The 12,364-nt window shown below is 75.4% G+C and carries 9 protein-coding genes; 6 read left to right on the forward strand and 3 right to left on the reverse strand.

The window, feature by feature from the left end; genetic code table 11:
- Positions 1 to 105: 105 nt before the first annotated feature.
- Entirely contained in the window at positions 106 to 909 is an 804-nt protein-coding gene (locus tag ACWDRR_RS20600) for a M23 family metallopeptidase (RefSeq protein WP_449773611.1), read from the reverse strand.
- 365 nt (positions 910 to 1,274) lie between these two features.
- On the opposite strand from ACWDRR_RS20600, the gene ACWDRR_RS20605 reads away from it, so the two are divergent.
- Positions 1,275 to 1,682 carry a cobalamin B12-binding domain-containing protein gene (locus tag ACWDRR_RS20605; protein ID WP_380574552.1) on the forward strand — a complete coding sequence of 136 codons (408 nt, stop codon included), beginning with the start codon at positions 1,275 to 1,277 and terminating at the stop codon, positions 1,680 to 1,682.
- 246 nt (positions 1,683 to 1,928) lie between these two features.
- On the opposite strand, the gene ACWDRR_RS20610 is transcribed toward ACWDRR_RS20605, so the two are convergent.
- Both ACWDRR_RS20610 and ACWDRR_RS20615 read right to left on the reverse strand, forming a co-directional pair.
- Positions 1,929 to 3,566 (reverse strand): DUF5691 domain-containing protein, encoded by a 1,638-nt coding sequence (locus ACWDRR_RS20610; RefSeq protein WP_449773612.1) that lies wholly within the window; start codon positions 3,564 to 3,566, stop codon positions 1,929 to 1,931.
- 98 nt (positions 3,567 to 3,664) lie between these two features.
- Entirely contained in the window at positions 3,665 to 4,987 is a 1,323-nt protein-coding gene (locus ACWDRR_RS20615; RefSeq protein WP_449773613.1) for an SWIM zinc finger family protein, read from the reverse strand.
- 178 nt (positions 4,988 to 5,165) lie between these two features.
- Here ACWDRR_RS20615 and ACWDRR_RS20620 point away from each other — a divergent pair, with 178 nt between their 5' ends.
- The 5 genes from ACWDRR_RS20620 (at position 5,166) to sucD (ending at position 12,360) form a co-directional block, all read left to right on the forward strand.
- The gene (locus ACWDRR_RS20620; RefSeq protein WP_449773614.1) at positions 5,166 to 6,248 is read left to right on the forward strand and encodes an ATP-binding protein; all 1,083 of its coding nucleotides are present in this window, start codon (positions 5,166 to 5,168) and stop codon (positions 6,246 to 6,248) included.
- Between the two features lie 78 nt (positions 6,249 to 6,326).
- Positions 6,327 to 8,699 (forward strand): DUF5682 family protein, encoded by a 2,373-nt coding sequence (locus ACWDRR_RS20625; protein ID WP_449773615.1) that lies wholly within the window; start codon positions 6,327 to 6,329, stop codon positions 8,697 to 8,699.
- 67 nt (positions 8,700 to 8,766) lie between these two features.
- Positions 8,767 to 9,948 carry a VWA domain-containing protein gene (locus ACWDRR_RS20630; protein ID WP_449773616.1) on the forward strand — a complete coding sequence of 394 codons (1,182 nt, stop codon included), beginning with the start codon at positions 8,767 to 8,769 and terminating at the stop codon, positions 9,946 to 9,948.
- Positions 9,949 to 10,285: 337 nt separating this feature from the next.
- Positions 10,286 to 11,458: an ADP-forming succinate--CoA ligase subunit beta gene (sucC, locus tag ACWDRR_RS20635; protein ID WP_360631484.1), complete on the forward strand. Its 1,173-nt coding sequence runs from the start codon at positions 10,286 to 10,288 to the stop codon at positions 11,456 to 11,458.
- Between the two features lie 17 nt (positions 11,459 to 11,475).
- A complete protein-coding gene (sucD, locus tag ACWDRR_RS20640; RefSeq protein ID WP_360631481.1) occupies positions 11,476 to 12,360 on the forward strand; it encodes a succinate--CoA ligase subunit alpha in 885 nt (294 codons plus the stop codon).
- Positions 12,361 to 12,364 lie beyond the last annotated feature (4 nt).

Genomic DNA, 12,364 nt, shown 5'->3' on the forward strand with positions numbered 1-12,364 from the left:
GCCGGAGCGGCGTCGTGGCCGCGGGGCGGCGGGGGCTGGCGCAGCGGGGCCCGGGGGTCGGCCGGGCCGTGGTCAGCCGGGCCTGGGGTCGGCGGGGCCTGGGGGTCAGCGCGGGTCGACGCCCTGGGCGAGGAACCACGGCAGCGGGTCGACGGGCGCGCCGCCACCGGCCGGGCGGATCTCGAAGTGCAGGTGCGGGCCGGTGCTGTTGCCGCTGCTGCCTACGAAGGCGATGACGTCGCCCGCCTTCACGGTGCCCTTGCGGATCTTGTACGACCGCAGGTGGCAGTACCAGGCCTCGGTGCCGTCGGCCATCTTCAGTATCGACATGTAGCCGTACGACGGGTTCCACTGCGTGCGGATCGTGCCGTCGGCGACCGCCATGACCTGGGTGCCGCCGTCGACGGGGAAGTCGATGCCGGTGTGCCGGGCGGCCCAGTGCGTGCCGGACGCGCCGAACATCTCGCCGAGGCCCCGCTGGGCGACCGGGAGGGTGACCTTCGGGAGCGCGGGCGCGGGGGCCGGGGCGGCCTCGGCCGTGCCGTCGGTCGTACCGGCGGGCTGGGCGCCGGAGAGCGGTACCCGGGCGTCGCCGCGGGAGGCCTGGTCGGCCTCGCCCGCGGCGAGGGCCTGCTGGGCGGCGGCCCTGGCGGGTGCGGCGCCCGGGGCCTGGGCGGCCTGCTCGGGGGAGCGCCCGGCCGCCTGGGCGCGCTGCTGGTCGGCCTCGCCCTGGACGGTCACGGCGGCCGCCCCGGCCACGCCGAGGGCGGCCATCGACGGCAGGGCGACGCGCAGCAGCGCGGTCCGGGTGGCGGCCTTGGCGGCGCCGCGGCGCTGCGCGCGCGACTGCTCGCGGGCGGCCACCCGCAGCTCCGCACGGGTCGGGCGGGCGGCTGCGTCGGGAGCCATCGGGGGCTGCCTCCTCGGTGGGCCTCGGGCACGTCGTCGGGCGAGGGGAAGGGCGAGGGGAAGGGCGAGGGGAAGGGCGGGCGGAAAGACGAGGGGAAAACAGCCGAGACTGTAGCCGCAACGCCGACATCCGGACAAAAGTCCGGATGTCAAGAGGGGAGTTGGCGGGCTGCGGGTGGATCCGGCGGGGTATACCGACGGGTAGCAAGAGGCGGAGCTGTGATTTTGCCCTCCTCTTGAGGGGCGGCACGGTCAGCCCGGCCGGGTGACGCTAACCTCCCCTCAGGTTGGTTATTGCTGGTTAACCGCGCCCGTGCCCGACGAGGTCCGGTGGGGTGGTGGACGACGAAGTCCAGGAGGCAGTGATGGGTGTGTCAGGGCCGATCCGTGTAGTGGTCGCCAAGCCCGGGCTCGACGGTCACGACCGCGGCGCCAAGGTCATCGCGCGCGCCCTGCGTGACGCCGGGATGGAGGTCATCTACACCGGCCTGCACCAGACGCCCGAGCAGATCGTCGACACCGCGATCCAGGAGGACGCGGACGGCATCGGGCTGTCGGTCCTCTCCGGGGCGCACATGACGCTCTGCGCGCGGGTGCTGGAGCTGCTGAGGGAGCGCGAGGCGGAGGACATCAAGGTCTTCTGCGGCGGGATCATCCCCGAGGAGGACATCGTCGAGCTCAAGGCGATGGGCGTCGCGGACATCTTCACCCCGGGGACGCCGACCCGGGACGTGGTGGCCTGGGTCGAGGCGAACCTGCGGGTCGCGAGCTGAGCCCCCGGGCGGAGGCCTGCCGCGAGGCGTGCGCCTCCTGAGCGGGCGCCTTCGGGCGCACGCCGCTTGAGCGTGCGCCGCTTGAGCGCCCGCCTCCTGGGCGGGCGGCTTCGGGCGCGGCCGCCGGGGCAGTCGCCGAGTGGTCCTGCGCCGAGTGGTCCTGCGCCGAGTGGTCCTGCGCCGAGTCTCCGGCCGAGCCGGTACGGGTGTCCCGTACCGGCTCGGCCGTTTTCGGCGGCGGGCGCCTCAGGCGCCGAGTTCGGCGAGCATCGCCTCCCGGAAGCGCAGGGTGCCGGCCAGCCGGGCGAAGGTCTCGGCCCAGGCCCCGGCGGGCGCGGCCCCGGCCGCCAACTCCTCGACGGCGGCGGCCGCCCCGGGGGCGAGCGCGCGCTCCGTCATACCGAGCACCCCGCTGTGGCTCCACGGGTACGCGCCGGAGGCGGCCGCCCGGGCGAGGGCCGCGACGACGGCGGTGGACAGCGGCGGTGTCCACGGCGCCGCGCAGGCGCCGAGCAGTTGGAAGGCCTCGCCCAGGCCGTGCACCTCGATGAACGCGGCCGTCCAGGCGGCGCGTTCGGCGGGCGGCAGGACCGAGAGCAGCTTGGCGGGGGCGCCGGTGCTCCGGGGGGCCCGGGCGGTGCGGCCGGAGCGGCCGCCCGGGGCGGGGGCCGGGGCCGGGCCCAGCAGCGCCCGGGCCCAGTCGGCGTCGTGCTGGCGGACGGCGGCCCGGGCCCAGGCCTCGCGCAGGTCGTCGGCCCAGCTGCTGTTGGTCTCGTCGATGCTGTCGCCGACCCGGAGCCCGAGCAGCCGGCCCGGCGTCAGACCGGTGGACTCCTGCCAGAGGGAGAGCGGTGCGGCGGCGATCACCTCGCCGAACCACCAGGCCCGCTCACCGCGCCCGGTGGGCGACTTGGGCGGTATGCCGTCGCGCTGCATCTCGGCGTCGCACTCGGTCGGCGGGGTGACGAGCAGGTGCGTGCCGCGGTCGGAGAGGCGGACGGCGGCCCGGGCGCGCTCGGCCATCCGGTGGGCGAGGGTGGAGCCGGGCAGGGTCGAGAGCAACTCCGCGGCGGTGGCCCGGACGTTCTTGCTGCGGTCGCCCAGCGCGGCCTCCAGGAAGGGTTCGTCGGCGAGCGAGAGGCCGTCCTGGAGGGCGTCCAGGAAGAGCAGCCGGTCCTCGGCGCGCTCGGTGGGCCAGGTGCTGGTGAGCAGGGCGAGCCCGGCGGCCGGGTCGGTCCGGCGCAGCGCGGTGAGGTGGGTGACGCGCTCGGCGAAGAGGCCCTCGTGCCAGAGGTGGTTGTCCCCGGCCGGGCCCGCCGGGCCGCCGGGCCCGGCCGCGGTGGTGCGCAGGACGAACCGCCAGTCGGCGTTGCGGGCGGCGAGCCAGCGGCCCAGGGGGCCGGCCAGTGCCACCGCGTCGGGGCGCAGCTCGGTCCGGCCGCGGGCGGCGTCCAGCAGGGCGGGGACGACGGCGGCGGGCGGGCGCAGGCCCCGGGCGCGGGCCGTGGCGAGCCACTGCGGGAGCAGTTCGGCGAGGTTGGCGAGGGTGCCGGGAGAGCCGGCGCCCCGGCTGCCGAGCAGGAGGGTGAGCCGGCGGGCGGCGGGGGCGGGCAGCTCGGGCCGGTGGTCCTCGGGGGCCGGGGCGGCGAGCAGGGCGGTGACGGCCTCGCTGACGGGGGCGGGGAGGGCGCCGGCGCGGCGGCGGACGGTCTCCAGGGCGGCGAGTTCGAGCAGGGCGGTGGCCGGGTCGGTGCGGTCGACGGCGAGGTGGGCGGGGGAGTCGTCGGCGGCGGGGGGTGGCAGCGGGCGGCGGTCGGTGCCGAGGAGGGCGGTGGTGTGGAGGGTCTCCCAGGGGTCGGCCGGGGTCGGGGTGGTGAGCGGCACGCGGGGCTCCTGCGGGTCGGTGGGTGCGGAGGCTCCCGGGGGTCGGCTTCTGGGCCGCTACCGGTCGGCCCCCGGTGTGGGGCGGGGGCGCGCGGGCCCTACGGGGCGGTCAGGTCGATCGGGCGGTGGTCCGCGCCCCAGGCGGTGACCGGGGCGAAGCCCCGGTGGCCGTGTTCGCCGAAGACGGTGAGGGGGCGGCCGGTGGAGACGGCCGCGAGGCGCCAGAGGGCGGATTCGGGGGTGGTGCCGCGGTGGACCGGGAGCGTGTGCCGGCCGTCGGTGAGGTGCCAGCCGTCGGGTGTGAGGACGGGGACGACACCGGTCAGGACGGTGGGCCAGGCGTCGAGCCAGGGGTCGTCGGCGACGGCGGCGCCGTAGGCGGCGACGGCCTCGGCGGGGGTGAGGCCGGGCGGCGGCTCGGCGGGGCCCGGCGCGGGGGCGCCGTAGCGGGTGCCGAGGGCGGCGCGCAGGGGGCGGGCGCCGGGGTGGAAGGCGAGCTCGACCTCCAGCAGTTGGCCGGTGGGGAGGGCGAGGTCGGGGGCCCGGCCGGGGCGGCCGAAGGCGAGGAGCAGGGCGGGGCGCCCGGTCTTGGCGCCGCGCAGCCAGAGCCGGCGGGTGGTGAGGCGCTCGTCCGCGCCGCCCTCCAGGGGCGAGGTGCGGCTGCCGAGGACGTACCAGCGGTCGCGGACGGTGGGGCCGGCCAGGACGTCGGCGGCGTCGGTGGTGTAGCCGACCCGGGCCCGGACGGTGGCGGCGAGCGGGGCGGGCAGGTCGTCGATCCGGGTGGCGGCGGTGGCGAGCAGATGGAGCATGGCGTACTCCTCCAGGAGGTCGGGGCCGGGGTCGGTGTCGAGCTCGCGGACGCGGGTGGCGAGGCCGGGGGCCTGGGCGTCCACCATCCGGGCGGCGACCTCCTCCCAGGGGCCGGCGGCGGTCCGGTCGGCCAGGCCGTGGCGGATCCGGTCGGCCAGCCGCAGGCGCAGCTCGCCGGCGCCGGCGGCCACCCGGGCGTTGCGCTTCTCGGCCCGGCGGCGGGCGGCGGCCGGGTCCGCCGGGGTGGTGGCGCCGGCGGCGCGCCGGTCGGCGCGGTCGCGGCGCTCCGCCAGCCAGTCGGACGCCCAGTCGGCCGGTTCACCGGCCGGGACGGCCTCGGGGGTGCCGCTCCAGAGCAGCAGCAGTCCGAGCGCGTGCTTGCACGGGAACTTCCGGCTCGGGCAGGTGCACGAGTAGGCGGGCGTGGCCAGCTCGACCGCGGTGCGGTACGGCGTCCGTCCGCTGCCCTTGCACTCGCCCCAGAGCGCGGTGCCGTCGGTGCCCGTGGCGGACCAGGGCGCGGGCGAGGAGAGCTTGCCCGCCGCCTTCTGCGAACTCGCGTCGGGCGCCAGGGACAGGACGTGTTCGGTGCTCCAGCGTTCCTCCATGCCGACGACGGTAGGCGGGGGGACTGACAGGCCGGGTGGTCGAACTGAGGTCCGGTCAGGATTGTCAGTGGTCCGGTGCAGGGTTGTTCCCACAGGCCGGGACGCCGACCTGGCTCCCCCCGATCACCTCGCCGCCCGCCACGGGTGTGTCCGGCGGCCGACCCGAAGGAGCCCCTCCATGACCGACGTTCTGCGCCAGCATGCGGAGGACGCCTTCGCGGCGGAACTGGCCGCGCTGGCCGCCCAGGACGACCGCCCGCGCCCCGAGCGGTGGAGGCTGTCGCCGTGGGCCGTCGCCACCTATCTGCTCGGCGGCGAGCTGCCGGACGGCACCGTGGTCACCCCGAAGTACATCGGGCCGCGGCGGATCGTCGAGGTCGCCGTGACGACGCTGGCGACGGACCGGGCGCTGCTGCTGCTCGGCGTGCCGGGCACCGCGAAGACCTGGGTGTCGGAGCACCTCGCGGCCGCGATCAGCGGCGATTCGACCCTGCTGGTGCAGGGGACGGCCGGTACGCCGGAGGAGGCCGTCCGGTACGGGTGGAACTACGCCCGGTTGCTGACGAACGGTCCGAGCCGGGAGGCGCTGGTGCCGTCGCCGCTGATGCGGGCGATGGCGGACGGGAAGATCGCCCGGGTCGAGGAGTTGACCCGGATCCCGGCGGACGTGCAGGACAGTCTGATCACCATCCTGTCGGAGAAGACGCTGCCGATACCGGAGTTGGGCGGCGAGACGCAGGCCGTGCGCGGCTTCAACCTGATCGCCACGGCGAACGACCGGGACCGCGGCGTCAACGAGCTGTCGAGCGCGCTGCGCCGGCGGTTCAACACCGTGGTGCTGCCGCTGCCCGGCTCGCTGGAGGAGGAGGTGGACATCGTCACCCGGCGGGTCGACCAGCTCGGCCGCTCGCTGGAGCTGGCCCGGCTGCCCGGCGGCGCCGAGGAGATCCGGCGGGTGGTCACCGTCTTCCGCGAGCTGCGGGCCGGCATCACGGTGGACGGCCGGACGAAGGTGAAGACGCCGAGCGGCACGCTCTCGACGGCCGAGGCGATCTCGGTGGTGACCAACGGCCTGGCCCTGGCCACCCACTTCGGGGACGGCGTGCTGCGGGCCGGCGACGTCACGGCCGGCATCCTCGGCGCCGTCGTCCGGGATCCGGTGGCCGACCGGGCGGTGTGGAGCGAGTACGTCGAGGGCGTCCTGCGCGAGCGGGACGGCTGGAAGGACTTCTACCGCGCGGCCCGTGAGAACACCCGCTGAGGGCGGTGCGGTTCCGGGGCGTTCGAGGCGGTTCCAGGCAGTCCGAGGCAGTTTCGAGGCACGAGGAGGGAGGGCGCGATGAGCGCAGAGGTGACGCTGCTGGGCGTACGGCACCACGGCCCCGGCTCGGCCCGCGCGGTGGCCGCCGCGCTGGAGCGGTTGCGGCCGGACGCGGTGCTGATCGAGGGCCCGCCGGAGGCCGACCCGATCGTCGGGCTGGCGGCCGAGAAGGAGATGGTGCCACCGGTCGCCCTGCTCGCCCACGCCGTGGACGACCCGGCGAAGGCGGCGTTCTGGCCGTACGCCGAGTTCTCCCCGGAGTGGGTGGCGATCCGGTACGGGCTGGACGCCGGCGTACCGGTGCGCTTCATCGACCTCCCGGCGGCCTACAGCCTCGCCGATGAGCCGGAGCCGGAGCCGGAGCCGGGGGCGGACCCGGAGCCGACGGAGCCGACGGGGCCGGCGGAGCCCGAGCAGGGTGCGCCGCCCGCCGAGCGGCCGGGTGATCCGATCGGGATGCTCGCCGAGGCCGCCGGCAGCGACGACCCGGAGCGCTGGTGGGAGGACGTGATCGAGCACCGCGCGCCCGGTACGGACGCGCTGGCCCCGTTCGCCGCGGTCGCCGAGGCGATGGCGGCGCTGCGGGAGGGCGGTGCGGCCGGCGGCCCGGCCGCCCGGCGCGACGACCTGCGGGAGGCGTACATGCGCCAGCAGGTCCGGGCCGCCAAGCGGGCCGGGCACCGGCGGATCGCCGTGGTCTGCGGGGCGTTCCACGTACCGGCGCTGGCCACCATGCCGACCGTCGCCCACGACCGGGCGGTGCTGGCCGGCCTGCCGAAGAAGGTGCGCACCGACATCACCTGGGTGCCGTGGACGCACCGCCGGCTCTCCCAGCAGAGCGGGTACGGCGCCGGGATCGTCTCGCCGGGCTGGTACCACCATCTGTTCACCACCACGGGTGATCCGCTGCCGCTCTGGTTGACCAGGGCCGCCGAGCTGCTGCGGGCCGAGGACCACCCGGTCTCCTCGGCGCACGTGATCGAGGCCGTCCGGCTGGCCCGGACCCTGGCGGTGCTGCGCGGCCGCCCGCTCGCCGGGCTGACCGAGACCCTGGACGCCGTCCGCGCGGTGATGTGCGACGGCTCGGAGGTCGCCCTGGCACTGGTGCGGGACCGCCTGGTGACCGGCGACGCGCTCGGCGAGGTGCCGGACGGCGCGCCGGCGGTGCCGCTGCAGCGGGACTTGGCGCGGCTGCAGCGCTCGCTGCGGCTGAAGCCGGCGGTGGAGCCGCGGGAGCTGGACCTGGACCTGCGCAAGGAGAACGACGCGGCGCGCTCCCGGCTGCTGCACCGGCTGCGGCTGCTCGGCATCGACTGGGGGGTGCCGAGCCGCTCCGCCGTCACCTCGACGGGCACCTTCCGGGAGAGCTGGCGGCTCTGCTGGCAGCCCGAGTTCGCCGTCCGGATCGCCGAGGCCGCCCAGTGGGGCACCACCGTCGAGGACGCGGCGGCCGGCCGTGCCGTCGGCGCGGCGCGGGCCGCGGTGGAGCTCGCCGAGCTGACGGCCCTGGTCGAGACCTGCCTGCTCGCCGGGCTGGCCGACGCGCTGCCCGCCGTGATGCGGGTGCTCGCCGACTGCGCCGCGCTGGACACGGACGTCGCCCGGCTGGCGGACGCGCTGCCCGCGCTCGTCCGGGCACTGCGCTACGGCGACGTCCGGGGCACCGACCACGGCGCGCTCGGCGAGGTCGCGACGGGCCTCGCCGACCGGATCCGCATCGGACTGCCACCGGCCTGCACCGGGCTGGACGCGGCCGGCGCGGAGGCGATGCGCGGCCGGCTCGACGAGGTGCACGGCGCGATCGGCCTGCTGGAGCCGGCCGGCGGGCTCGCCGACCGGTGGGCCGCGGCCCTGCGGGCGCTGGCCCGCCGCGAACCGGTCGGCGGTCCGGCCACGGGCGTGCCCGGACTGCTGCGCGGCCGCGCCGTCCGGCTGCTGCTGGACGACGGCCGGCTCGACTCCGAGGAGGCCGGGCGCCGGCTGGGCCTCGTCCTCTCGCCCGCCAACGCCCCGGCCGACGCGGCCGGCTGGATCGAGGGCTTCCTCAGCGGCGGCGGCGCCCTGCTGCTGCACGACCCCCGCCTGCTGGGCCTGCTCGACGCGTGGCTGACGGCGGTGCCGGCCGAGGCCTTCACCGATGTGCTGCCGCTGCTGCGCCGCACCTTCTCCGCGCTGGAGGCGGGTGTCCGCAACACCGTCGGCGGCCGGGTCGCGGCCGGGCCGCTCGGCGCCGACCCGGTGCCGGCGGCGGGCGCGGGCCCCGAGCTCGACCCGGCCCGTGCCGACGCGGCGGTCCCGGTGGTCGCCCTGCTGCTCGGCCTGCCCGGTTGCCCGGTCCACCCCGCCGGCCCGGCGCGGATCCCCCGCCAGGCCGAAGGCCGCAACACCTGACCCCGCCGCACCACCCGACCTCGCCGCACCACCCGACCCGTACGGGACGGACCGGAAGGAGCACCCGATGGCAGAGACCACCACCCCCGCCACCCTCGCCGCCGAGGAGCGGCTGCGCCGCTGGCGGCTGGTGCTCGGGGGCGAGGCGGACGGCACCGGCTGCGCGCTGCGCGGCCGGGACGCCGCGATGGACGGCGCGCTCGCCGCGCTGTACCGGGGCGCGCCGCAGGAGGGCCGGGCCGGGCGGGCCGGCCGGCGCGGTGCCGGGCTGGGCGGCTCGGCGCCGCAGGTGGCGCGCTGGCTGGGGGACATCCGCGAGTACTTCCCCACCACCGTCGTCCAGCTGATGCAGCAGGACGCCATCACCCGGCTCGGCCTGGACCACCTGCTGCTGGAGCCGGAGATGCTGGAGGCCGTCGAGCCCGACGTCCACCTGGTCGCCACCCTGCTCTCGCTGAAGCACGCGCTGCCCGAGACCACCCGGGAGAGCGCCCGCGCGGTGGTCGGCAAGGTGGTCGCGGAGCTGGAGCGCCGGCTCGCCGACCGCACCCGGGCCACCCTGGGCGGCGCGCTGGACCGCAGCGCCAAGGTGAACCGGCCGCGCCACCGTGACATCGACTGGGACCGCACCGTCCGGGCCAACCTGAAGAACTACCTGCCCGAGTACGGCACCGTCGTCCCCGAGCGGCTGGTCGGCCACGCCCGGGCGCAGCGCGCGGTGAAGAAGGACGTCATCCTCTGCGTCGACCAGTCCGGCTCGATGGCCCCCTCGGTGGTGTACTCGGCGGTGTTCGGCGCCGTACTGGCCTCGATGAAGACCGTGGACACCCGGCTGGTGGTGTTCGACACCTCGGTGGTCGACCTCACCGAGCAGCTCGACGACCCGGTGGACGTGCTGTTCGCGACCCGGCTCGGCGGCGGTACCGACATCAACCGGGCGCTGGCCTACTGCCAGTCGAGGATCACCCGCCCGTCCGAGACCGTCGTGGTGCTGATCAGCGACCTCTACGAGGGCGGCATCCGGGACGAGATGCTCAAGCGGGTGGTGGCGATGAAGGCGGCCGGCGTCCAGTTCGTCGCGCTGCTCGCGCTCTCGGACGAGGGGGCGCCCGCCTACGACCACGCGCACGCGGCCGCCCTGGCCGCGCTCGGCGCCCCGGCGTTCGCCTGCACCCCGGACGCCTTCGCGGACGTCATGGCGGCGGCGATCGAGAAGCGGCCGATCCCGGCGCCGGAACAGGGCGGGTAGGGACGGGGTGCGCGGGTTCACCCGGACGAGCGAACCGGGGCCCGGCCGCACCGCTGATCCGCGCGCCCGCTGAGCAGGGCGCGCGGCAGTCGGTCGCGGCCCGGCTGTGACGGTTCTCACCCAAGCCGGGCCGGTCCCGGGCGAAACGCGCCCGTCGTCCGGGGATAACCTGCCAGACGGACGTGACGCGCGTGTTGATTGACGTGTGCGCCCGTGGCTGTGTGGGCCGCAAGGCCGTACCTCTGCGTACCCGCACCGCCTCGACGACCCGCAGCGAAGATCCTGCCGTGGCACGCTCGTAGAGACACAATCCGCGACCACGAACAAGGACAAACACGTGGACCTGTTCGAGTACCAGGCGAGGGACCTCTTCGCCAAGCACGGGGTTCCCGTGCTTGACGGTGATGTCATCGAGACCGCCGCAGACGCTGCCGCCATCGCGGAGCGCTTCGGCGGCCGCGCCGTCGTCAAGGCTCAGGTGAAGGTGGGTGGCCGAGGCAAGGCCGGTGGCGTGAAGCTCGCCGCCGACCCGGCGGACGCCGTCGCCAAGGCCGAGGCGATCCTCGGCATGGACATCAAGGGCCACACCGTTCACAAGGTGATGCTGGCCCAGACCGCGGACATCAAGGAGGAGTACTACGTCTCCTTCCTGCTGGACCGCACCAACCGCACCTTCCTGGCCATGGCCAGCGTGGAGGGCGGTGTGGAGATCGAGGTCGTCGCAGAGGAGAACCCCGAGGCGCTCGCCAAGATCCCGGTCGACGCCAACGAGGGCTGCACCCCGGAGAAGGCCGCCGAGATCGTCGCCGCGGCGAAGTTCCCGGCCGAGATCGCCGACCAGGTCGCCGACGTCCTGCAGAAGCTCTGGGTCGTCTTCATCAAGGAGGACGCCCTCCTCGTCGAGGTCAACCCGCTGATCAAGTCCGGCGACGGCAAGATCATCGCGCTCGACGGCAAGGTCTCCCTGGACGAGAACGCCGAGTTCCGCCAGCCCGAGCACGAGGCGCTCGAGGACAAGGCCGCCGCCAACCCGCTCGAGGCGGCGGCGAAGGCCAAGGGCCTGAACTACGTCAAGCTCGACGGCCAGGTCGGCATCATCGGCAACGGCGCGGGCCTCGTCATGAGCACCCTCGACGTGGTCGCCTACGCGGGCGAGAAGCACGGCGGCGTGAAGCCCGCCAACTTCCTCGACATCGGCGGCGGCGCGTCCGCCGAGGTCATGGCGAACGGCCTGGAGATCATCCTGGGCGACCCCGACGTCAAGTCGGTCTTCGTCAACGTCTTCGGTGGCATCACCGCGTGCGACGCCGTCGCGAACGGCATCGTGCAGGCCCTGGAGCTGCTGAAGACCAAGGGCGACGAGGTCACCAAGCCGCTGGTCGTCCGCCTGGACGGCAACAACGCCGAGCTGGGTCGCAAGATCCTGACCGACGCCAACCACCCGCTGGTTCAGCAGGTGGACACCATGGACGGTGCGGCCGACCGCGCCGCCGAGCTGGCCAACAAGTAAGGAAGGGACTTCTCACCATGGCTATCTTCCTTACCAAGGACAGCAAGGTCATCGTCCAGGGCATGACCGGCTCCGAGGGCATGAAGCACACCCGCCGCATGCTCGCCTCCGGCACGCAGATCGTCGGCGGTGTGAACCCGCGCAAGGCCGGCACCACGGTCGACGTCGACGGCACCGAGGTGCCCGTCTTCGGCTCCGTCGCCGAGGCCATCGAGAAGACCGGTGCCGATGTCACCGTCATCTTCGTGCCGCCGAAGTTCACCAAGGACGCCGTCGTCGAGGCCATCGACGCCGAGATCGGCCTGGCCGTCGTCATCACCGAGGGCGTCCCGGTGCACGACACCGCCGCCTTCTGGGCGTACGCGGGCTCGAAGGGCAACAAGACCCGGATCATCGGCCCGAACTGCCCCGGCCTGATCAGCCCCGGACAGTCGAACGCCGGCATCATCCCGGCCGACATCACCAGCTCCGGCAAGATCGGCCTGGTCTCGAAGTCCGGCACCCTGACCTACCAGCTCATGTACGAGCTGCGGGACATCGGCTTCTCCTCGGCCGTGGGCATCGGCGGTGACCCGGTCATCGGGACCACCCACATCGACGCTCTCAAGGCCTTCCAGGAGGACCCGGAGACCGAGCTCATCGTCATGATCGGTGAGATCGGCGGCGACGCCGAGGAGCGTGCCGCGGCCTACATCGCCGAGCACGTCACCAAGCCGGTCGTCGGCTACGTCGCGGGCTTCACCGCCCCCGAGGGCAAGACCATGGGCCACGCCGGCGCCATCGTCTCCGGCTCCTCGGGCACCGCGCAGGCGAAGAAGGAGGCCCTCGAGGCCGCCGGTGTCAAGGTCGGCAAGACGCCGTCCGAGACCGCCCGCCTGGCGCGTGAGCTGATCAACGGCTGACGCC

Source organism: Kitasatospora sp. NPDC003701, assembly GCF_053587085.1.

Excerpts from the sequence above, each read along its gene's own strand:
- ACWDRR_RS20630 (WP_449773616.1), top strand. The coding sequence starts at position 8,767 with ATGGCAGAGACCACCACCCCCGCCACCCTCGCCGCCGAGGAGCGGCTG.
- ACWDRR_RS20600 (WP_449773611.1), bottom strand. The coding sequence starts at position 909 with ATGGCTCCCGACGCAGCCGCCCGCCCGACCCGTGCGGAGCTGCGGGTG.
- sucD (WP_360631481.1), top strand. The coding sequence starts at position 11,476 with ATGGCTATCTTCCTTACCAAGGACAGCAAGGTCATCGTCCAGGGCATG.
- ACWDRR_RS20620 (WP_449773614.1), top strand. The coding sequence starts at position 5,166 with ATGACCGACGTTCTGCGCCAGCATGCGGAGGACGCCTTCGCGGCGGAA.
- ACWDRR_RS20615 (WP_449773613.1), bottom strand. The coding sequence starts at position 4,987 with ATGGAGGAACGCTGGAGCACCGAACACGTCCTGTCCCTGGCGCCCGAC.
- ACWDRR_RS20625 (WP_449773615.1), top strand. The coding sequence starts at position 6,327 with ATGAGCGCAGAGGTGACGCTGCTGGGCGTACGGCACCACGGCCCCGGC.
- ACWDRR_RS20605 (WP_380574552.1), top strand. The coding sequence starts at position 1,275 with ATGGGTGTGTCAGGGCCGATCCGTGTAGTGGTCGCCAAGCCCGGGCTC.